This is a genomic window from Streptomyces uncialis, from assembly GCF_001905345.1.
Classification (GTDB): Bacteria; Actinomycetota; Actinomycetes; order Streptomycetales; family Streptomycetaceae; genus Streptomyces; species Streptomyces uncialis.
On the sequence record NZ_LFBV01000003.1, the window covers coordinates 293,662 to 314,303 of the forward strand.

The 20,642-nt window shown below is 72.0% G+C and carries 19 protein-coding genes; 8 read left to right on the top strand and 11 right to left on the bottom strand.

The genetic code is table 11. The annotated features are described in order from the left end of the window. Nucleotides 1-267: 267 nt before the first annotated feature. A complete protein-coding gene (locus tag AB852_RS15290; protein ID WP_073788369.1) occupies nucleotides 268-1,092 on the top strand; it encodes a metallophosphoesterase family protein in 825 nt (274 codons plus the stop codon). A 138-nt stretch (nucleotides 1,093-1,230) separates the two neighbouring features. Here the strand turns inward: AB852_RS15290 and AB852_RS15295 are convergent, their stop codons facing one another. The 9 genes from AB852_RS15295 to AB852_RS15335 form a co-directional block, all read right to left on the bottom strand. Next, complete coding sequence (locus tag AB852_RS15295) at nucleotides 1,231-2,649, bottom strand: NADH-quinone oxidoreductase subunit N (protein ID WP_073788371.1); 1,419 nt, start codon at nucleotides 2,647-2,649, stop codon at nucleotides 1,231-1,233. Next, nucleotides 2,646-4,151, bottom strand: a complete 1,506-nt coding sequence (locus AB852_RS15300) for a complex I subunit 4 family protein (protein WP_178391041.1) — start codon at nucleotides 4,149-4,151, stop codon at nucleotides 2,646-2,648. Before AB852_RS15300 ends, AB852_RS15295 begins: the two co-directional genes overlap by 4 nt. 5 nt (nucleotides 4,152-4,156) lie before the next feature. Then, nucleotides 4,157-6,214, bottom strand: a complete 2,058-nt coding sequence (locus tag AB852_RS15305) for an NADH-quinone oxidoreductase subunit 5 family protein (protein ID WP_073788375.1) — start codon at nucleotides 6,212-6,214, stop codon at nucleotides 4,157-4,159. Next, a complete protein-coding gene (gene nuoK, locus AB852_RS15310) occupies nucleotides 6,211-6,516 on the bottom strand; it encodes an NADH-quinone oxidoreductase subunit NuoK (protein ID WP_073788377.1) in 306 nt (101 codons plus the stop codon). The genes AB852_RS15305 and nuoK overlap by 4 nt, the downstream gene beginning before the upstream one ends. Next, nucleotides 6,513-7,076 carry an NADH-quinone oxidoreductase subunit J gene (locus AB852_RS15315; RefSeq protein WP_073788379.1) on the bottom strand — a complete coding sequence of 188 codons (564 nt, stop codon included), beginning with the start codon at nucleotides 7,074-7,076 and terminating at the stop codon, nucleotides 6,513-6,515. The genes nuoK and AB852_RS15315 overlap by 4 nt, the downstream gene beginning before the upstream one ends. A gap of 16 nt (nucleotides 7,077-7,092) precedes the next feature. Further along, nucleotides 7,093-8,037 (bottom strand): complex I subunit 1 family protein, encoded by a 945-nt coding sequence (locus AB852_RS15320; RefSeq protein ID WP_073788381.1) that lies wholly within the window; start codon nucleotides 8,035-8,037, stop codon nucleotides 7,093-7,095. Next, entirely contained in the window at nucleotides 8,030-9,292 is a 1,263-nt protein-coding gene (locus AB852_RS15325; protein ID WP_245876792.1) for a hypothetical protein, read from the bottom strand. The genes AB852_RS15320 and AB852_RS15325 overlap by 8 nt, the downstream gene beginning before the upstream one ends. A 17-nt stretch (nucleotides 9,293-9,309) precedes the next feature. After that, entirely contained in the window at nucleotides 9,310-9,690 is a 381-nt protein-coding gene (locus AB852_RS15330) for an NADH-quinone oxidoreductase subunit A (RefSeq protein WP_073788384.1), read from the bottom strand. 392 nt (nucleotides 9,691-10,082) lie between these two features. Next, nucleotides 10,083-11,645 (bottom strand): alpha/beta hydrolase, encoded by a 1,563-nt coding sequence (locus tag AB852_RS15335; protein WP_073788386.1) that lies wholly within the window; start codon nucleotides 11,643-11,645, stop codon nucleotides 10,083-10,085. A gap of 352 nt (nucleotides 11,646-11,997) precedes the next feature. On the opposite strand from AB852_RS15335, the gene AB852_RS15340 reads away from it, so the two are divergent. Next, nucleotides 11,998-12,435 carry a DoxX family protein gene (locus tag AB852_RS15340; protein ID WP_073788388.1) on the top strand — a complete coding sequence of 146 codons (438 nt, stop codon included), beginning with the start codon at nucleotides 11,998-12,000 and terminating at the stop codon, nucleotides 12,433-12,435. A 119-nt stretch (nucleotides 12,436-12,554) separates the two neighbouring features. Here the strand turns inward: AB852_RS15340 and AB852_RS15345 are convergent, their stop codons facing one another. After that, a complete protein-coding gene (locus AB852_RS15345; RefSeq protein ID WP_073788390.1) occupies nucleotides 12,555-13,403 on the bottom strand; it encodes a Rossmann-fold NAD(P)-binding domain-containing protein in 849 nt (282 codons plus the stop codon). Nucleotides 13,404-13,775: 372 nt separating this feature from the next. On the opposite strand from AB852_RS15345, the gene AB852_RS15350 reads away from it, so the two are divergent. The 4 genes from AB852_RS15350 to AB852_RS15365 all read left to right on the top strand — a co-directional run bounded on the left by AB852_RS15350 (nucleotide 13,776) and on the right by AB852_RS15365 (nucleotide 17,230). After that, complete coding sequence (locus AB852_RS15350) at nucleotides 13,776-14,303, top strand: VOC family protein (protein WP_073788392.1); 528 nt, start codon at nucleotides 13,776-13,778, stop codon at nucleotides 14,301-14,303. Then, a complete protein-coding gene (locus AB852_RS15355; protein WP_073788394.1) occupies nucleotides 14,300-15,286 on the top strand; it encodes a hypothetical protein in 987 nt (328 codons plus the stop codon). Before AB852_RS15350 ends, AB852_RS15355 begins: the two co-directional genes overlap by 4 nt. Nucleotides 15,287-15,455: 169 nt before the next feature. Next, nucleotides 15,456-16,352 (top strand): LLM class flavin-dependent oxidoreductase, encoded by an 897-nt coding sequence (locus AB852_RS15360; protein ID WP_073788396.1) that lies wholly within the window; start codon nucleotides 15,456-15,458, stop codon nucleotides 16,350-16,352. Next, a complete protein-coding gene (locus tag AB852_RS15365; protein ID WP_073788398.1) occupies nucleotides 16,349-17,230 on the top strand; it encodes a PhzF family phenazine biosynthesis protein in 882 nt (293 codons plus the stop codon). The genes AB852_RS15360 and AB852_RS15365 overlap by 4 nt, the downstream gene beginning before the upstream one ends. A gap of 178 nt (nucleotides 17,231-17,408) precedes the next feature. Here AB852_RS15365 and AB852_RS15370 read toward each other — a convergent pair whose 3' ends face one another. Further along, nucleotides 17,409-18,317, bottom strand: a complete 909-nt coding sequence (locus AB852_RS15370) for a hypothetical protein (protein ID WP_073788400.1) — start codon at nucleotides 18,315-18,317, stop codon at nucleotides 17,409-17,411. 311 nt (nucleotides 18,318-18,628) lie between these two features. On the opposite strand from AB852_RS15370, the gene AB852_RS15375 reads away from it, so the two are divergent. Both AB852_RS15375 and AB852_RS15380 read left to right on the top strand, forming a co-directional pair. After that, complete coding sequence (locus tag AB852_RS15375; RefSeq protein WP_079184628.1) at nucleotides 18,629-19,837, top strand: kynureninase; 1,209 nt, start codon at nucleotides 18,629-18,631, stop codon at nucleotides 19,835-19,837. Further along, on the top strand, nucleotides 19,834-20,634 hold the full coding sequence (locus AB852_RS15380; protein ID WP_079184629.1) for a tryptophan 2,3-dioxygenase: 801 nt from the start codon (nucleotides 19,834-19,836) through the stop codon (nucleotides 20,632-20,634). Before AB852_RS15375 ends, AB852_RS15380 begins: the two co-directional genes overlap by 4 nt. Nucleotides 20,635-20,642 lie beyond the last annotated feature (8 nt).

The following is a 20,642-nucleotide window of genomic DNA, read 5'->3' on the forward strand; positions in this document are numbered from 1 at the left end:
CCCGGACCGTCGGGCCCGGACCGTCGGTCGTGACACCGGGGCACCCGGCCGCATGGGGACCTCCCCGCACCCGGGCCTCCCGTCCCCCCGCCCCCACCACCCAACGCGGCACGTAGAGTGGGGTGTTCGTCAGTGGTACCGCGTCGCGAGCGGGTCGGCGCGCGAGGACAGGGCATGCGCACAGATGTCGTGCGCGGGGACACGGACGGGAAGCCATATGTACGAGGACGTGCGGCGTGGCCGCGATGCCGGGGCAGGGGTGCTGGGATGAAGTTGCTCGCCATCAGCGACCTCCATGTCCGCTACACCGAGAACCGTGCCATCGTCGAAGGGCTGCGCCCCGAGTCGGACGACGACTGGCTGGTGGTCGCCGGGGATGTCGGGGAGACCTTCGACGACATCGTGTGGGCGCTCGGCACACTCAACGAACGCTTCGCCAAGGTCATCTGGGCTCCCGGCAACCATGAGCTGTGGACCCCGCCGAAGGACCCGGTGCAGCTGCGGGGCGACAAGCGGTACACACACCTGGTGCGGACCCTGCGCGACCTCGGGGTGGTCACACCCGAGGACGAGTACCCGGTGTGGCCGGGCGCCGACGGACCGGTCGTGATCGCGCCGCTGTTCGTGCTGTACGACTACACGTTCCGGCCCGAGGGGACATACACCGTGGAAGGGGCGCTCGACGTCGCCCACCAGGCGGGTGTGGTCGCGACCGACGAGTATCTGCTGCATCCCGACCCGTATCCCAGCCGTGAGGCGTGGTGCCGGGCGCGGCTGTCCTACACCCGCTCACGCCTGGACCGGATCGACCCCGCGCTGCCCACCGTGCTCGTCAACCACTTCCCGCTGGTACGTGAGCCGACCCGGGTCCTGCGCTACCCGGAGTTCGCCCTGTGGTGCGGCACCGAGGCCACGGCGGACTGGCATGTGCGGTACCGCGCGATCACCGTCGTCTACGGGCATCTGCACATCCCGCGCACGATCGAGTGCGACGGGGTGCCCCACCGTGAGGTGTCGCTCGGCTATCCGCGCGAGTGGCGCGGCCGACCGGTCGCACCCGCCGGGCTCGTCCGCATTCTCCCGCAGCAGTAGCCCTCCCGCGCCCACAGTTCTCCCGTACCCGTGGAAGCCCCGGTGACCGGCCCTGGGACCCGGGTCGGGCCGCTCCGGTGCCGAGCCGGGGTCGTGTCCGGGCCGCATGGAGGTCGTGTCGGGGCGCGTCGGGCCGTGTCAGGGCATGAGGGGCGTGGCGAGGACTTCCAGGACGGGGTCGGCCAGTACGCCGAGGGCGAGGGAGGCGGTGGCCGTCACGCAGGCGACTCCCGCGGCCGTCCTGGGGCCGGTGGCCGCGGGCCGGTGGGTTCGGGGTGAGACGGTCGGGGCGATCCAGCGCAGGTAGTAGAAGAGCGAGGCGACCGTGTTGACGGCGGCGAGGACAGCGAGCCAGGCGTAGCCGCCGTCGAACGCCGCGCTGAACACCTGGAGTTTGCCGAGGAAGACGGCGGTGGGTGGTGTGCCGACCAGACCGAGGAGGCAGACGACGAGGGAGGCGATGAGGACGGGCCGTTCCCGGGCCAGTCCTCGGTAGTCCTCGATGGTGTGTGCGTCGGGCAGGGCGCAGACGACGGCGAACGCCCCGATGTTGGTGACGGTGTACGCCGCCAGGTAGAAGAGCAGCGCCCGCTGGTCGAGGCCGGTGGCGCCGACGACCGCGACGGGCATCAGGAGATAGCCGACCTGGCTGATCGTCGAGTACGCGAGCAGGCGTTTGACGTCCCGCTGGAAGAACGCGGCCAGGTTCCCCAGGGTCATCGAGGCCGCTGAGAGCACGGCCACCAGTCCGGGCCAGGGGATCGCGGTGTCCGCGAGGGGCACCGCGGCGAGGCGGTAGAGGGCGACGAGGGCGCCGATCTTGGGGACGGTGGTCAGGAACGCGGCCACGGGTGCCGTGCTGCCCTGCACGGTGTCCGGCACCCAGAAGTGGGCCGGCACTCCCCCGGCCTTGAAGAGGACGCCTGCCACCAGCGCGATCGTCCCGGTCGTCACCAGTGCGGCGGAGGCCATGGGCAGTTCGGCTCGCAGTATCGGGTACATGGTCGCGCGCCCGGCGGCGAGCAGCACCGTGATCCCGCCGAGCATCACCACGCCGAGTGCCGCGCCCACGACGTAGTACTTGAGGGCCGCTTCCGTGCCCGCCGCGTCCTTGCGGAATCCGGCGAGGGTGTAGGCGGGGACACTGGCCAGCAGATATCCGGCGGCGAGCAGCAGCAGGTCCTGGGCCCCGGCGAGCATCAGGGCGCCGAGGGCGGCGAGTTGCAGCAGGACGTAGAACTCGGTCTCACGGGGGTGCGCGTGGAGCGGGCCGACCGCCAGGGCGAGGACGAGGAGGGTGCCGGCGAGGATGATGATCCTGCCCGCTCCGGTGACGGGGTCGACGCTGAAGGACTCGCCGAACGCGGTGGTGTCGGGACCGGCCGCGGCGACGGCCGCCGCGGCGATGCCCGCCGTGCAGGCCGCGGTGGCGAGGGCGCCGGTCATCCACTGGCGGTGCCGGGGCAGCCAGGCCCCGAGGAGCAGTCCGATGACCGCGGACGCGGCGAGCAGCGCCTCGGGGAGGAGGCCGAGGGGGTTCTCGTTCATCCCGTTCATCGCGCGAGCAGGTCCAGCACCTGGTGGGAGGCGGGTTCGATGATGTCGAGGACGAAGCGGGGCATGAGGCCGAGGACGATGCCGAGTGCGAGGAGGGGGAGGACGGCGGCGCTCTCGTGCGGCCGCAGATCGGGGAACGGTCCGGCCGCGCCGGGGGCCAGGGCGGGCAGTCGTGTCGGGCCGAGGAAGATCTGCTGCATCGCGCGGACGAGGAGCGCGGCGGTGATCAGGATGCCCAGCAGGGCCAGTCCGGTCGCGACGGGCCGGGGGCCGAGGCTGCCAGCGAGGATCTGGAACTCGGCGATGAAGCCGGAGAAGCCGGGCAGTCCGAGAGACGCGAACGCCGCGAGTCCGGTCGCCGCGGCGAAGACCGGGGCCCGGTCGGCGACCCCCGAGTACGCGGCCATCTCGTAGGTGCGTCCGCGTGCGTACAGCACGCCGGAGAGCAGGAAGAGTGCGCCGGTGAGCAGACCGTGGCTGACCATCTGGAACACGGCTCCTGTGACGGCGAGTCGCCGGGCCTGTTCGCCGGTGCCGACGGCAGCGGCGGCGCCGATCGCCAGCAGGATGTAGCCCATGTGGTTGACCGAGGTGTAGGCGATCATCCGTTTGAAGTCGGTCTGGGCCATGGCGACCAGTGCCCCGTACAGCACGGAGACCACGCCGACGACGACGAAGACCAGGGCGTACTCCGTCCAGGCGCCGGGGAGTACGGGCATCGCGATCCGCAGGAATCCGTAGGTGCCCATCTTGAGCAGTACACCGGCGAGGACGACCGATCCGATGGTGGGTGCCTCGGTGTGCGCGGGCGGCAGCCAGGTGTGGAAGGGGACGGTCGGGGTCTTCACCGCGAGGCCCACGCCGATGGCGAGCAGTACCAGCGCGCCGTACAGCGAGCGGCCGGCGAGGGGGTTCGTCCCGGTGAGTTCGACGATGTCGAAGGTGTGCGGATCGGCGGCGAGGTAGAGGCCGATGAAGCCGAGCAGCAGGGCGAGGGAGCCGAGGAAGGTGTAGAGGAAGAACTTCAGGGCGGCCCGGTGCGCTCCGGCGTGCCCCCAGCTCGCGATGATGAAGTACATCGCGACGATGGACAGGTCGAAGAAGACGAAGAAGAGGATCAGGTCGAGGGCGGCGAACAGTCCGAGGCAGGTTGTCTGGAGGAAGAGGAAGAGCGCCGCGAACTCCCGTACCCGCCGGGTCTCCCGGAGTGCGTAGACGGCACAGGCGAGGAAGAGCAGGGAGGTCATGGCCATCAGCGGCAAGGACAGTCCGTCGACACCGATGTGGTAGCTGACCCCGGCACTGGGGATCCATGTGACCTGTGTCTCGTACTGCATTCCGCCGTCGGGCCGGTATCCCGCCCACACGGCCAGGGTGAGGGCGAGTTCGGCTGCCGCGGTCGCCACCCACACGGTGAGGAAGACGGAGCGCGGGGCAGTGCGCGGGACACACATCAGGAGTGCCGCGACGGCGGTGGGGAGCAGGATCAGGGCCGTGAGCAATGCGGTCACCTCACGAGGACGAGTGCGATGGCGAGGACGGTGAACGCGGCGACGGTCTGGGCGAGGTACTGGTGGAGCTGTCCGCTCTGCGGTCCGCGGGCCCATCGGCCGAGCGCGCGTGCGGCGGACGCGACGCCTTCGACGGCGCGGTCGACACCCGTTTCGACGCGGCGGTCGGTCCACCGGGCGAGGGCGAGGACGCCGCGCGCCACGCCGTCGACGGCCCGGTCCAGGAGCCGGTCGTCGAAGACGGCCAGGGCGTGGGCGACGCGGATCGTGGGGCGTACGAGGAGGAGTCGTGCCGCGGCTTCCAGGCGGAGCCAGTCGGTCCACGGCGCTCCGAGGGCGGGGGCGCCCCAGGTCCACACGATGGCGGAGGCGAGCAGGGCCAGCCCACCGGAGAGGGCGAACTCCCAGGCGACGGGGACCGGTTGCGTCGCGCCCCCGAGGACCCGGGCCACCGCGTCCCGCGCCGGAGGCACGGCGAGCGCGGTGAGGCCGACGCATGCGACGGCGAGGAGGACGAACGGCGGCGCCTCCACGCGCGGCAGCCGGGTGCCGGAGGCGGACGGCTCGCCGGGTGGGCGGCTGCCGGGCGCGGACGGCATGCGGGGTAGCTGGGTGCCGGGCGCGGGTGGCTCGCCGGGAGGGCCGCTGCCGGACACAGTTGGCCGGCCGGGACGGCCGCTGCCGGGCGCGGGTGCCGTGTCCGGCAGGTGGGTAGCGGACGCGGATGACTCGCGGCGCGGAAGGCCGGTGCCGGACACGGGTGTCACGCTCGGGACGCCGCTGCCGGGCACGGGTGCCGGACGCCATACGAACCAGAGTGCCTTCACCGCGTACACGGCGGAGATCACCCCGGCCGCCAGCCCCACCGCGTACAGCCAGGCGCTCTCCGCCAGCGCGCCCGCCAGCAGCAGGTCCTTGGCCGCCCAGAGGGAGAGCGGCGGAATCCCGGCGAGCGTCAGCGCGGACACGGTGAAGGAGAGGCCGGCCGTCCGATGGCGGCGGGCCGACCCGCGCAGGGCGGGCAGGGTCCGTACGCCGAGGGCGGTGAGCCAGGCACCGGCGACGAGGAACGCCAGGCTCTTGGCCGCCGCGTGGGCCATGAGCTGTACGGTCCCGCCGGTGACGGACCCCGTCCCGGCCGCCATCACCATGAAGCCGATCTGGGCGCAACTGGACGCCGCGAGGAGTTGCTTGAGGTCGGTCTGGGCGACGGCGACCAGTCCGAGCAGTACCGCCGTGGCGGCGCCGGTCCACGCGACGGCCGGGCCGCCCCAGCCCGAGGCGCTGAGCAGCGGCTCCAGCCGGAGCAGCAGATACGCCCCGGCCACCACCATGGTCGCGGAGTGCAGCAGCGCGGAGACCGGGCTGGGCCCCCGCATGGCGTGTGAGAGCCAGAAACTGAAAGGCAGCTGGGCGGACTTCCCCAGGGCCGCCACGATCACCCCGGCGGTGACGGCGGAGAGCCAGGGTTCGGCGGTGCGGGAGAGTCCGTCCAGGGCCAGGGCGTTCGCCTGGCCGCCGGCCAGGGCCGCGCCGGCGGCCAGATAGAGCCCGAGGTCGGCCGCGCGTGTGGTGAGGAAGGCCGTGTTCGCCGCGCGTCCGCGCGCCGGGTCGCGCCACCAGAAGCCGATGAGTGCCCAGGAGGTGGCCCCCATCACCTCCCATGCCATCAGCAGGACGGGGAGGGAGGCGGCCGTGACCGTGGTGAGCATCGAGCCGCTGAACAGGAGCATCAGACCGAAGAAGCGGGCGCGGGATTCCCCGGGGCCGATGTCGCCGGCGCTGAAGAGCAGGACGGCCGCGGTGATCGCCGCCACGGTCACCGCCGTCAGACCGGACAGGCCGTCCACCGCCAGGCGTACGGGCAGGTGCTCCAGCAGGGGCGCCTCGGCGGTGGGGTGCCGCAGGGCGGCGGCGACGGCGAGACCGAGGGTCGCGGTGGCGCAGGCGACCGCCACCGCCGGGGCGGCCCGGTCGGCATACCGTCCGGCCGCTGTCAGCAGCGCGCCGACCGTCAGCGGCAGGGCGATCAGCGCCCACAGCAGCGCGCTCATTTCTTGAGCTCCGCCGCCATGTCGGTCGTGTCGATCTCGCGCGTCCGGAACAGCGCGGTGACCACCGCGAAGCCGACGGCCATCTCCACCGCCATCACGGTCACCGCGAGGACGACCAGGACCTGCCCGTCCGCCGCGTCGGGGGTGAGGAAGTGCCAGATCGCCGCCGCGCCGACGATGACGCCTCCCAGCATCAGCTCCAGGCCCATCATCAGCATCACGACGGACTGCTGGGTCAGCGCGCCGAACAGTCCGATGCTGAACAGGGCGGCGGCGAGCAGCAGAAGCAGGTCCAGGCTCACCGGCCCCCGCCTCCCGGGACCGGGTCGTCGGCGGGGCGGGTGCGCAGATCGTCGCCGAACCGGTCGTAGCGGCCACGCCGGGTGGACAGGACGACGGTCGAGACGATGGTGGCGAAGAGGGCCATGCCCAGGGTCACCATCGTGAGCATCTGCGGCCCCATGAGCGACATACCGAGCGACATGGTGGGGTCGGTGGGCGGACGGCCCCGCCGGGCCGGCCATCGGGCGAGGAGGATTCCGGTGGCGAGTGCGGCGAACACCGTCGTACAGATGACGGCCGCGCCCTTCTTGTTGTGCAGCATCGACATCGGCATGAGGCCGGCCGGGTTCATCATGAACATCACCATGAACACGGCCATGAGGGCCATCTCGATGGTCATCATCAGCACGATGACCACGCCGAGGTAGTCGAGCCCCAGCAGCAGGACCTCACCGCCGACGCAGAGCAGCGACAGCAGCAGCGCGTATGTGGCGCGGGCCATGGAGTCGAACCGGAAGACCATGACGCCGGAGGCGACGGCGAGGACCGCGAGCACCCAGAAGACGATGTCCTCGGTCACCGGATGGCACTTCCTCTCAGCGATTCAGTACGACGACGGCGACGACAAGGGCCTGCAACAGCGTGGCGGGTACGAGCACCAGCCAGGCGAACTCCGTGTAGCGCTCCATCCGCAGGGTGGGCAGGAGCCTGCGCCCGGCGACCAGCGCCGCCAGGACCAGCGCGGTCTTCAGCAGGGTCCATGCCCAGGGGGGCAGCAGCGGGCCGTTGCCCCCGCCGAGGAACAGCGGCACGCTGACGGCCGCGGTCACGACCATCAGCAGCCACCGGCCGCCCAGGAGGACCAGCCGGTCGACACCCGACAGCTCCATGGCCGCCCCGCCCGCGGTGTCCCTGCCCAGCGGATGCCCGAACGGTCCCCAGAAGGACATCGCCATCGCGCTGAGCAGATAGACGAGGAACGCGACCGGCATCCACACCGCGAACCACAGGCCGTCCTGCGCCGCCACGACCTCCCCGACCCGGAGGGACCCGGCGCCCAGGGCGGCGGTGGTGATCGCGAACATGTGCGGCAGTTCGTACGCGAGGCCCTGCGCGAGGAAGCGGTAGCCGCCGATCAGCGACAGCGCGGAGTTCGGGCCCCACCCGGTCAGCCACACCGCCGCCCAGGCCAGTGCCTCCATCGCGTTGAACCACACGATGCCGACGGCCGGGTCGCTCACCGGGCGGAACCCGAGTGGCAGTACCGCTCCCGCCAGTACGGCCGCCACGGGTACCAGCACCACCCCGATCCGGCCCAGCGCGACATCGGCCGCGATGGTCCGGCGTGGCTGCTGCGCGAGCAGCCGAAACGCCTCGCGCAGGGGAGACGCCGCCCAGGTACCCACCTCGCGCGGCGACCCCGGGCGGCCTCGCACCGCGGCGGCGGACAGCACCGCGTCGAACCCGGCGGTGACGACCGCGACGGACACCAGGGCGACCGGCAGGATCACCGTCGCCCACAGGGGAGCGGCGTCAGGCATGCGCGCCCTCCGTCGCGGGTACGGCGACGGGCTCGTCCAGATCGGGGTCCAGGCTCGCCACGATGAGCCGGGCGCAGCCGAGTTCGGTACCGGTCAGCAGCTCCGGAAGAAGGTCGAGCAGCGCCTGCGAGGGAGGTACGGTCCCCTCGACCGTGCCGCGTGGTCCGATCAGCCGCCCGGTGGACAGCGGGCGGCCGTCGTCGAAGTCCCGGACCGCCCGGCGGGCCTCCCGCGACCACGTCAGGAGCCGGTCGTGGACATCGCCGTCCGCCTCCAGCGCGGGACCGGTCACTCCCCGCTGCCGCGCCCGCTCCGCGGACAGCCTTCCCAGACCCGCGAGGCCCCAGCGCAGCGTCCGCGAGCGTTCGACCCGCTTCGTGAGGGCCTGGAGCGGCTCACCGCAGTGCCCGGACGGCGCGCCGGCCAGTACCTCGTCCCGCAGGTGCCTCAGTCGCGCCGCCGTGTCCGGCCGGCCCGCCAGCGAGAGAAGGCGGCCGAGGCTGTCCAGATGGGCCGCGCAGCGGCGGCGGGCCGCGGCGCCACGCTCGACCGGTTCGCCCCGAGCCGCCCGCGACCAGGGTTCGTTCCAGAAGGAGGTGCCGTCCGATGGACCAGGGAGACGGTCCACATGGATTTCCTGGACGATGTCGCCCTGCAACGCGCAGCGCAGGATCAGCCCGGCGGGCCAGTCGGCCAGCACGGGGCCCAGCGGCAGGTTCAGCCGGTCCAGGCTGAGCCCGTCCCGGTCGGCCGCCCGGTCGGCCATCGGCAGCCCCGCCACCGTGGACATCGTGTGCCCTTCATGGCCCGAGTGGCCGCCGGGTGCGTCCTGCCCGGGGTGACCTGGACCTGCATGGTCATGATGTGGCCCATGAGCGGGCCCTGCGGGTGCGGTGCCCTTGGCGGGGTGCGCGTCGTGTTTTCCGTCGGTGGCGTCCTCGTGTCCCAGGGGGGATTCGGCACGCGAGGCCGCTCTGTCGCGGAGCAGGGCGAAGCCCTCGTCCAGAGCCTGTGCGGCATGCTCGGGCCGTGTCACATCGACGCGTGCCGCCGGCTGCGACATGGTCCGTAGCAGGGTGTCGAGCCGCCGGTCCTCCTCCGGACACGGACTGCCGCAGACCACCAGCAGATCCGCCGCCGCCGGGGCCTGTGCGGTCTCCCAGCCCCGCCGACGCAGTTCCGCCTCGACGCCGAGGCGCGCTTGCGTCGCTCCGGGCAGGACCGCCGGCAGAGCCACGGGGCTGCGCACCGCCATACGCCGCAACCGGCTTCTCAGGTCCACCGGAAAGCCCCCTCGCGCCACGCGTACAGGACACCGGCGAACAGGATTCCGAGGAAGAGGAACATCTCGACGACCGCGGCGACGCCGATCTCCGGCACGACCTTCACCCACGGGTACATGAAGAGCATCTCCATGTCGAAGGCGAGGAAGATCATGGTGATCGGGTACCAGCGCACATGGAACCGTGAGAAGGCGTGCTGCTCCGGTGCGCGGCCCCCGCTGAACGGGTCGGCGTCCACGGCGGATCGGGCGGGCGCGAGCCACGTCGACACCCCGTAGAGCACCGCCAGCCCCGTCACGGCCACCGCCAGGAGCAGCAGGATCGGTGTCCACGCGTTCAACACACCGCCGCCTCCGCTCGCTTCGCCCATGCTCCCCGCGCTACGGCGACCGGCAGCCAGGGCGGACCGGCGAGCGCGCCAGGGGCTCATGGTGGCTCACCCGTGAGGCAGGAACGGGAAGGCGCGGCCGACAAATATCCCAAGTCATGATGAAGCTGCCTATACCCGTCGAACAGACAACGGCACCCGGGTCCGCCCACGGTCACTCGCTGATCCGGCGGCCCGGCTTGTCCGCTTATCGCAAGCACCCGGCGAGGCGATGTCTCGGGTCGCACGCCCCTACGCATATCGGAGTTCGCGGACCGGTCGCGGACCCGCCGCGTTCCGCGACCGACGCGGGCCGGGGGCTCCTCACGGCTACGGGCATCAGGGCCACTGCGGGGCCGCATGGCGTGCGGCCCCCGGACCCCGGGCGGGACGGCTCAGAAGCGGTTCGGGTGCTGCGGCAGCGGGGACTGCTGGGTCCGCGAGGTGCGGGGCGTGCTGGGAGCGCAGGTGGTGTCGCTCGCCGGAAGTTTCCCCGTCCGCAGGTACGACGCCACTGCCGCGTCAGCACACGCGCTTCCGCCGGAGAGGTAGACCCCGTGGCCCCCGCCGCCCTTGACGGTCACCATCTTCGAGCCCTTGAGCGCGCGGCGCAGCCCCTTCGCGGCGACGAGCGGGGTCTGGGAGTCCCACTCGTTCTGGACGATCAGGGAGGGCACCCTGTTGTCGACCTTGGTCACCGGCTCACGGGACTTGTTCCAGAAGGCGCACGGCATGATGTTGGACGCGAAGTCCCCGTACAGGGGGTAGCGCTTCTTGTCCCGGACCGCGTCCTTGCGGTACTGCGCCGGGTTCTTCGGCCAGGCGGCGGAGTGGTCACCGCAGGCGACGGCCCAGAACGACGCGTTGTAGTTGTCCGCCGGAGTCTCCTCGGCGAAGGCGGGCAGCGCGCGCCGCGCGGTCGGAGCGAGGGCGGTCCGCTGCCCGGCGGCGGCCTTCTTGAGTTCCACGACCAGTGTGCTGGCGTACTCGACACCGAAGGTCGAGAACCGCATGTAGGTGCGTATCCTGTCGCCGTCGAGCATTTCGCCCTGGTACTCGAAGGGTTGCCGGTCGGCGCGGGCGATCAGGTCCCAGAAGCTCTTGCTCACCTTCTGGGGGGTGTCGCCCAGTCCGTAGACCGGGTTCCGCTCCGCGGCCCACTTCGTCCACCGCCGGAACGCGGGCTCCGCGCCCTCGGCCCAGCCCTGGATCATGCCGCGCCAGACGCGCCCCGGGTCGACGGCGCTGTCGAGGACGAAGCGGCCGGTGCGCTTGGGGAACATCTGGGTGTAGACGGCGCCGAGATAGGTGCCGTAGGAGTAGCCCAGGTAGTTGAGCTTCTTCTCGCCGAGGACGGTACGGATCAGATCCATGTCCCGGGCGGTGTTGCGGGTGGTGATGTGCGGCAGCTTCTCCCCGGACCGCGCGCGGCACTTGGTGGCGACCGCCTTCGCCGTGGTGACGTCCCTGGCGTAGGTCCTCGCCTTGTACACACGCGGCCAGCGGGACTCGGCCGGGGAGAGCCCGCAGGTGACCGGGGAGCTCATGGCGACGCCACGGGGGTCGAAGCCGATGAGGTCGTACCGCTCCCGCACGGACCGGGGCAGCTCGGCGTGGAGCATCAGGGGGAAGGTGATCCCGGGACCGCCGGGGCCGCCGGGGTTGGAGAGCAGGACTCCGTGGCGTTTGCCCGGCGTACTGGTGCGGTAGCGGGATATCGCGATGTCGAGCTTCTTGCCGCCGGGCTTGGCGTAGTTGAGCGGAACCTTGACCTTGGCGCACTGGAAGGCGGCCGGCAGTCGTGGGTCGCAGCGCTTCCAGGTGGGGTTCTGCTCGGCGTACCGCGCCAGGGGACTCGTGGCGGGCGCCGGTGCGGCTGTCGCGGTGGTGGTCACGGCGGGGACCAGGGTGGCCATGACACTCACCGCCAGCACGGGAACGAGTCGTCGTCTCTGCATGAGGTTGTCCTCCGGTGGATGAGCTCGCCCCGGTGCGGAGCGAGGCCAAGCGGCCTCTTCGCCACGGAAGATGGCACCGCGAAAGCCGTGGTTCATCTCCGGCTCACAGAAAGGGCACAGCGTTCCGGAAGACCATCGCGGCGACCTCAAGCTGAGGGCGAAGGGCCGGTCCGGTGACGCGGCGAGGCGAACCGCCCTGCACAGGACGATGCCCCACACCGGTCGGGTGGCAGGGGTTCCGCTGAACCGATCGTCCGGTGCGCACGTATGGCAAGTGCGGGAGGGCTCTCGTCCGTCGGCCCCGCCCCGTGTCTCCCAGGGAGGCGCCGAACGATCCGAGGAGCACCCGCCGATGAGCACATCCCCCTTGAGCGACAGACTCTCCCGTCACCAGCCTCTCGTCCTCGGGCTGTTCCGTGTAGTCCTGGGTCTGCTGTTCACCAGCGAGGGCGCCGCCACGGTCTTCGGGGTGCTGGACCGGCCGAGGAGCCCCGTCGGCGACTGGCCGTTCTGGTACGCGGGGGTGATCGAGCTGGTCTGTGGTGCTCTCGTCCTCCTCGGAGTGGCGACGCGTGGCGCGGCGTTCGTCAGCTCGGGGATCATGGCCTTCGCGTACTTCACGGAGCACCAGCAGGACGGTCTCTTCCCGCTCCAGAACGGCGGCCTGGCCCCGGCGCTGTTCTGCTGGGGCTTCCTGCTGCTGGTCTTCTTCGGGCCGGGGCGGCTGTCCCTGTCGAGCCTGGTCCGCGGCGGAGGCGCGACCCGGCGGGGAGTTCGGGCGAGGCGCTGACAGCACGGTGAGATGCGACCGGCGTCCCGTGGGTACGGGACGCCGACGGCTTCCGTACCTCCGCCGTCAGGCGTCGGCGGGCTCCACGATGTCGTGGTTGCCCGCCGCCCCGGCGGGGGTCAGCTCCAAGCGGTGACCCCCGCCGCGTACTCCTGGAAGGTGCGGGCCGGGCGGCCGGTCAGCCGGGGGACGGTGTCGGCGGGTTTCGAGTCGCCCAGGGACCGCAGGGCGGTGTAGGCGGTGAGCTCCCGCTCGATCTCCTCGGCGGGGCGGCCGAAGGCGGTGTGCGCGGCGCGGTAGCTCCCGGGGTCGCCGTGGAACTTGAACGGATGTCCCGTGGTGTCGCCGATGATCGCGCAGACCTCGGCGAAGGTCAGCGCCTGCGGGCCCGTCACCTCGTAGGTGCGACGGAGGTGTTCCGTGGCGGGGGCGGTGAGGATCACGGCGGCCACGGCGGCCACGTCGGTCAGGTCCACGAACGTCTGACGGCAGTCGCCCATCGGCATCGCCAGTTCCTGGGCGTGGACGGAGTCGAGGAAGGGGCCCTCGTCGAAGTTCTGGTCGAACCAGTCGGCCCGCAGGATCGTCCAGCCGGTCCCGGACTCCTTGACGGTGTCCTCCGCGTCCAGCAGACGCTGATCTCCTATGACCTCGATGGCGCGGCTGGAGAGCAGCAGCAGGTGCTCCACCCCGAGGTCCGCCGCCAGGGCGACGAAGCCGGGGTTGACGGGGACGCGGTCGGGGGCCATCAGGAACATCCGGCGGATGCCGCGCAGGGCCGGTTCCCAGGTGGAGTCGTCGTCCCAGTCGAAGGGGATCGCGGTGTGCCGTGCGGCGGGGCGGGTGGTCGCGCCCAGGCTCCGCAGCTGGGCGTCGAGCCGGCCTCCTACGGAACCGGTGGCGCCGAGGACGAGGATCGGCGGGGCGTCCGGGACGCCTGTGGTCTCTGGGGTGTGTGTGGCGCGCATGTCTTCCTGAACGAGGGGGCGGACAGCGGGAAACGGTCCGCCGGGTTCCGGGCGGCCGTGGATGCCCTCACACGTTCCTCTGTAGAGGACTTCACAAACCCCTCATGCGGTTCTGTGCTTTCTGCGTTGACGGTGGCGAGCGGCCGAAGATAGCTTTTCGTAGTCTCGCCATTGTGCTGGCTTGAGGCCGACGGACCTTTCGCGCCCCCATTCACCCGGCCGCCGCGCGCCATCGCTCCAGCTCCCATAAGGAGTGCGCGTGCCGCTCACGGCCGCGCGCCACCGCATTTCACATGCGGTGTTCCGCACGGGCGGGGGGCCGTTGTTCCGCAGCCGTCCGCTTGTCCCCCGAGAATCCGGAAGGCAGCAGAGATGTCCTTGACAGAGACCACAGCGCGGACGACGGTTCCGGAACCCCCCGCGCGCATCATCCGGCCGGTCGTCGACCATGTGGGGGTCCAGACGGACGACCTGGAGAACTCGCTGGGCTGGTACGTGGAGTTCTTCGGCGCCCAAAGGATATGGGAGCTGGACCGGTTCTCCCCGCTCACGCTCAGCAGGCTGCCGGGGATCGGGCGGCTGGTCGAGGTGGCGGTCGGTGATCTGCGATTCCATCTCTTCGACCGGGCCGGACACACCCGGGCGGTGCCGGAGGCCAGGGGGTACCAGTTCCAGCACGTCTGTCTGCGGGTCGACGGACCCGGGGACCTGGAGGTCTTCAGGGACCGGTGGAACGAGCTGTACGACTCCGGGCGGTTCGTCTTCGCCCGCGACGAGCGGCCCACCGACATCGTGGTCGACGACGAGGGGGTGCTCAGCCTGTACGTCCTCGACGTGAACGGGCTGGAGTACGAGTTCACCCATGTGCCGGACGGGAACCGTCCGGAGGCCGGCCGATGAGCCTTCTCGCCGCTCCCCCCACGGCCGGAGCGGTCCGCGTCGGCGACTGGGACTTCGGGGACTTCCCGTACGGGCTGGAGCCGCTGGTCATGCCGCCCGCCGGACACGCGCGGACCGCGTCCGACCGTCGGCCCCAACTGCCCGGACGCGCGCCGGAGGAGATCTGCCGGGAGTTGCTGGCGCTGACCGGGAGCGGGCCGGTGGCCGCGCGGCTCGAAGTGCCCACGGCGCCTTCGTACGACCAGTTGTTCTGGTTCCGGTGGATCACCGGGCACCAGGTGACGTTCGCGCTGTGGCGGATGCTGGGCCGGGTGCTCGACGAGGGCGGCGACCGGGATGTCGTGCCCGGGTCCGCGGCGATGGCCCGGCTGGAGGCCTACACCCACGGGTACTGCGCGATGCTGCTGTACAGCGGTTCGTGTCCGCGCGGGCTGTACGGGACGCTGATCCGCTCGGCGATGTTCCTCCAGCACCGGGGCTTCAGCGGCACCTGGGCACCGGACTTCGCACAGGTCCGCGGGCTGATGCGGGGGCGGTCGGTGCCGTGGCTGGACGACGACCGGGCGGCCGGGCTGCGCGCGGCGGTCGAGGCCCACCAGGACGTGCACGACACGGTCGCGGCCAGGCTGGTGCCGGGCGGACGGTCGCTGCTCCAGCACGCCATGGCGGAGAGCCCGGTCCGGCCTTCCGAGCGGACGGCCGTGCTGTACGACAACTTCTTCATGACCCTGCGCGGCCAGGTGACGGACGAGGCCGTGGCCGCGCAACTGCTGAGCAGGCTGCGGGCGGTGGCCCTCGACCTCGCCGTCAACGGGCTGTACCCGCTGGGCCGCACCGACGACGGCGAGGAGCCCGAGGTGTGGAACGGGTCGGTGGCCGGGTGCGAGCGCCGGCTCGGTTCCGTACTGGCCGTCGCGGGGCTGCACGCCGCCGAGGTGGCGGCCGGGGCCGACCCGACGACGGCCGCGTCGGCCGACGGCTGAGCCTGTGCCGGGCCGCTGAGCATGTGCCGGACCGCTGGGTCCCGCACCGGACGGTCGGGCTTGTACCGGACAGCGCCGGGCGATCAGCGCGGTCATCCGGCCCTTCCGCTTCCGTCCCCGCGCGTACCGGCGCGGGAACGAACCGCTGGCCGAGAGGAGTGCCGCGCGTATGCGCCACGGAGTGCTGATCCTGCCCGAGCACCGTTGGGCCCGGGCCCGCGAACGCTGGGTTCTGGCCGAGGAGTTGGGCTTCGACCACGCCTGGACGTACGACCATCTGATGTGGCGGTGGTTCAGCGACAAGCCCTGGTTCGCCGCCGTGCCGACGCTGGCCGCGGCGGCCGGGGCGACTTCACGGATCGCGCTGGGGACCCTGGTGGCCAGCCCCAACTTCCGTCATCCGGTGAACTTCGCGAAGGAGTTGCTGTCCCTGGACGACATCTCCGGGGGCCGGATCGTGTGCGGGGTGGGTGCGGGGGCCGAGGGGTACGACTCCCGGATACGGAACGATCCGCAGCTGTCGCGCGGCCAGCGGGCGGCCCGGTTCGGTGAGTTCGTGGAACTGCTCGACGGGTTGCTCCGTGAGGAGCGGACCACGTTCCGCGGCGAGTGGTACACCGTCGAGGACGTCGTGGTGAAGCCTGAGTGCCTGGCCGCCCCGAGGCTACCGCTCGCGGTGGCCGCCGCCGGGCCCCGGGGTATGGCCCTCGCCGCGCGGCACGCCGACATCTGGGTCACCAGCGGGGCGCCGAACATGTTCGAGAGCGAGCGCTACGACCGGGTGGTGCCGCTGCTCAAGGAACAGCTCGCCGAGCTGGACAGGGCGTGCGTGGCGCAGGGCCGTGACCCGGCGGGTCTGCGGCGGCTGCTGCTGACCGGCGGTTCGGTGGGAGGCGTCCTGGAGTCCGTCGAGAGCTGGCGGGACGCTACGGGGATGCTGGAGGACGCGGGCTTCACCGATCTGGTGGTCCACTGGCCCCGGCCCGACTTCCCCTTCGAGGGCCGGGAGGACGTGCTGTACGAGTTCGCGGCGGCGGCCGGGCTGGGAAAGGACGGCACCCGATGACGAGTCCCCGTGACTACGAAGTGGTCGGGATGTTCGGGGTCCGGGCGGGCGGCGGAAGCCCGCTCGCCGTGGTCCATGACGCCGAGGGGCTGTCCACCGGGGAGATGGAGTGGATCGCGGGCCGACTGCGGGTGGACGAGACCGTGTTCGTACTGCCGCCGACCGTGCCACGCGCCACGCACCGGGTGCGGGTCTTCACCCGGCGGGGCGAGTCGCCGTTCGGCGGACACTCCGCGGTGGGCACCGCGGTGGCGCTGGTGCGGTCCGGGCGGCTGCCGTCCGGGCGGGTGGTGCAGGAGCGCGGCGGGAAGCTGCTGGAACTCGAAGCGGACGGCGAGCGCGCCACGGTGACCGCGACCGGGCCGCCCCCGGTGGCCGCCCTGGCGCCCGGTCCACTGCTCGCGGCCGTGGGGCTGACCGCCGGGGACCTGGGCGAAGGGCCGGTGCTGGCGGCCGGGTTCGGACCGCTGTTCCATCTGCTGCCGGTACGGGAGAAGGCGGTCGGGGCGGCACGGCCCGATGTGGCGGCGATGTCCGGGAGCGGGCTGCCGGACCTGTTCGTCTTCCACTGGGACGGGACGGCGCGGATCGCGACGGCCCGGCTGTTCGCCCCCGGGTACGCGATCGACGAGGACCCGGCGTGCGCGTCGCTGGGGCTGGCGCTGGGCGTGTGGCTCGGTGAGCTGGGCGCGGTGGACGGGCGGACGGACTTCCGGATCGAGCAGGGCGCCGGGATGGGGCGGCCCGCCGAGCTGGAGTGCGCCGTCGGCGTCGACCCGGACAGCGGCGCGTTGCGGGCGACGGTCGGCGGGCGGGCCCCACAGGAACTGACCGGGGAACTCGCCGTACCGCCGGCCGCCGTCGGACAGCTCCCGTAGCGACGACCGGCCCGCACCGGGCTGCTGGCAACGACCGTCCCGAACGGTGGGCGCGGCAACGACCCGTCACGAGCGGCCACCTGAACCGCGCCGCCCCTCGGACCGCGAAACCCCCGCGCGGCGCTCTGCCGGGCGGGGGACCGCGCGACGCCTCGTCCGACGACCTCACGCGTAGGGGTCAGCCCTCGGTACGGACCAGGGCCCGGCGGACGTCCTCCGCCGCGTAGTAGGTGCGTCCGTCGAGGCGGCGGCGCTCCCAGCCCTGCTCACTGGCCAGCCGGTAGACGCTGCCGCGCGGCACGCCCCACAGGGCGGTGACGTCCTCCTGGCGCAGCCAGCGCGGCGTACGGACGGCTACCGCAGCAGTGGGCAGCGGCGCCCGGGGCGCGGCGGGCCGCTCGCCGGAGGTGTCGGCGGTCTGGAGGCGGCGGCCGAGGGAGAGCCATTCCGGGCCGCTCCAGGTGTGTGCCGGGTCGGTGTCGCAGGTCACCCGGGAGGGGTCGTCGCGGTCGCGGGCGGCGCGGGCGGTGAGCCGTCCGGCGCAGCCGGGTTCCGCGCAGGGGCCGACGGCCGTACGGCCTGTCCGCTCGGGCCGGGCGACGCGTTCGGCGCGGTCCCGTACATCGGCCACCTCGGCGGCGAACTCGCCGGCCGCCGGGTGGCGGACCAGGAAGCCCAGGTTGCGGTGGAGGAACACACACAGATCACCGACGGCCCGCCGGGGAGCACGTACCCCGGTCTTCTGCACGGTCGTCCCGGCCCAGCACGCGAGCACGCCGAGCACGGCGTGCCGGACGTCGGAGGCGGGTACGTGCAGCGGTCCGGTCGGTGGCCTGCGCGGGCCCGGGGCCTCGGCCCAGGCGGGGGTGCGGGCGCGGAAGTGGCGTTCGCCGCACTCCTGGTAGAGGGCGGGCAGCCGGGCGAGGGCGTCCGCGAGGCGGGTGCGGCAGGTCAGACACAGGACCGTGCCGGTGACGGCGCGGGCGGCGTGCCCGGAGCCGGTCCGGCACCGCGGTCCCGTGCACGGGGTGCCCGCCGGGTGGGTGCGTACCGGACGGGTGGTGTCGGGTCCCGTTTCCCTGTCCATTTCTTCCCTTCGTCCAGGCGTTCTCTTCGAATCGTCCATGTGTTCCGGTAGCCGCGCCGATTCCGGAATTCGGATTCCCGGCGCTGTCCGGCCCATCTCACCAAGGGTATTCGGAGGTTTTCTTTCCAACCCTCCTCGAAATGTTTCCTCAAGGAACCTTGAACGCCTCTGCACAGGTTTTCAGGTTCCTTGAAGCTCTATTGACAAAAGGAGAGTTGACCCTTTGACGGGAGTGAAGTCAGAAATCCTGGCAGTGCGCGCCGACGGTGTCCGCCGGTGTTCGAATGCTGGTGTCCGAAGGGAGTACGACCATGGAATCCACTCGTGAGTGGGCCGAGAAACAGGACTCCGAGGACCCGCTCTCCTCCTTCCGCGCGGAATTCGATCTGCCCCCCGGGGTGATCCAGCTGAACGGGAACTCGCTGGGCCCCCTGCACGGTGGTGTGCCGGAGGCGCTGGACCGTGTGGTACGGCGTGAGTGGGGCGAGCATCTGATACGCGGCTGGAGCGAGGACGGCTGGTGGGACGCGCCGGTGCGGGTCGGCGACCGGATCGGGCGGCTGATCGGCGCCGGGCCCGGACAGACCGTGGTGGGCGAGTCGACATCGGTGCAGTTGTTCAACGCCCTCACCGCCGCCGCCCGGCTGCGCCCGGAGCGCACGGTGCTGGTGTCCGACGCGGCGAACTTCCCCACCGACCGCTATCTCGCGGCGTCGGTGGCCCGGACGCTGGGCCTGCGGCTGGTCGAGACGACCGTGGACGGGCTGCCCGGGGTGCTGGCCCGGCACCGGGGCGAGGTCGGCCCGGTGCTGTGCGGGGCGGTGGACTTCCGTACCGGTGAGCTGTGGGACCTCGTACGGACCACGGCCGAGGTGCGCGCAGCGGGCGGGATCGCGGTGTGGGACCTCAGTCACGCGGCGGGCGCGGTACCGGTGGAGGTGGACGCCGCCGGGGTGGACCTGGCCGTCGGCTGCGGCTACAAGTACCTCTCGGGCGGCCCCGGCGCGCCCGCGTTCCTCTACGCCGCCGCCCGCCACCACGACAGGCTGGATCTGCCGCTCACCGGGTGGCACGGGCATGTCCGGCCGTTCGACATGGCGGACGAGTTCGTGCCCGCGCCCGGTATCGACCGGGCCCGTACCGGTACCCCGCACATCCTGTCGCTGCTGGCGCTGGAGGCGGCGCTGGTGCCGCTGGAGCGGGCCGGGGTGGCGGCGGTGCGGGAGAAGAGCCTGCGGCTGGGTGACCTGCTGGTCCGGCTGCTGGCGGATCGCCTCCCTGCCCCGGCCCGGCCGGAGGTGGTGACGCCCGCCGCGCACCACCGGCGGGGCAGCCATCTGGCGCTGCGGTGTCCGGAGGCCTCCTCGGTGTCGGCGGCGCTGATGGAGCGCGGCATCGTCACCGACGCCCGGCCGCCGGACCTGCTGCGGCTGTGTCTGAACGGGCTGTACGTGTCGTACACCGATGTCTTCGACGCGGTCACGGCACTCGGGGACGTCAGGAAGGAGATGTCCGGATGAGTGGCGCGGGATGCCCGTACGACAATCAGTACGTCGACTACGCGCGGATGGACGATCTGCACTCCTTGCAGGAGCCTCGTACGGACTCACCGTTCGAGATGTCGTTCATCCTGATCAGCCAGGTGAAGGAACTGCTGTTCCGGATGGTGTACCTGGAGGTCGACCAGGCGCGGGCGCGGCTGCGGGAGGACCGGCCGGAGGCGGCCTGCCGCGCGCTGGGACGGGCGGTGCGCAGCCAGCGGGTGCTGATCTCCTCCTGGGAGAGCATGAACGCGCTGACCGTGGACGAGTTCCTGGGCTTCCGGGAGATCCTGGGGCAGGCGTCGGGCACCCAGTCGTTCATGTACCGGATGCTGGAGTTCGCGCTCGGCAACCGGGATCTGACGATGGTGCGCACCTCGGACCTCGACGCGTTCCCCCAGCTGCGGGCCGAGTGGGAACGGCCCAGCCTGTACGACGAGGTGCTGCGGTTCCTGGCCCGCGCGGGCCTGCCCGTACCGGAGCGTCTGACGGACCGGGACCCGAGCGCGCCGTACACGTCCGACCTGGATGTGGAGAAGGTCTGGACGACCGTCTACCGCGCTCCCGGGGAGTTCCGGACGGTGTACGACCTCGCCGAGCAACTGCTGGAGGTGGCCTACCAGTTCTCGCACTGGCGGGCCGCCCATCTGCTGGTGGTGGAACGGATGCTCGGCGGCAAGCGCGGGAGCGGGGGCAGCGACGGCGCGGCCTGGCTGCGGGCGGTCAACGAGCACCGGTTCTTCCCCGAGCTGTGGACCATGCGTTCGGCCCTGTGACAGCCACC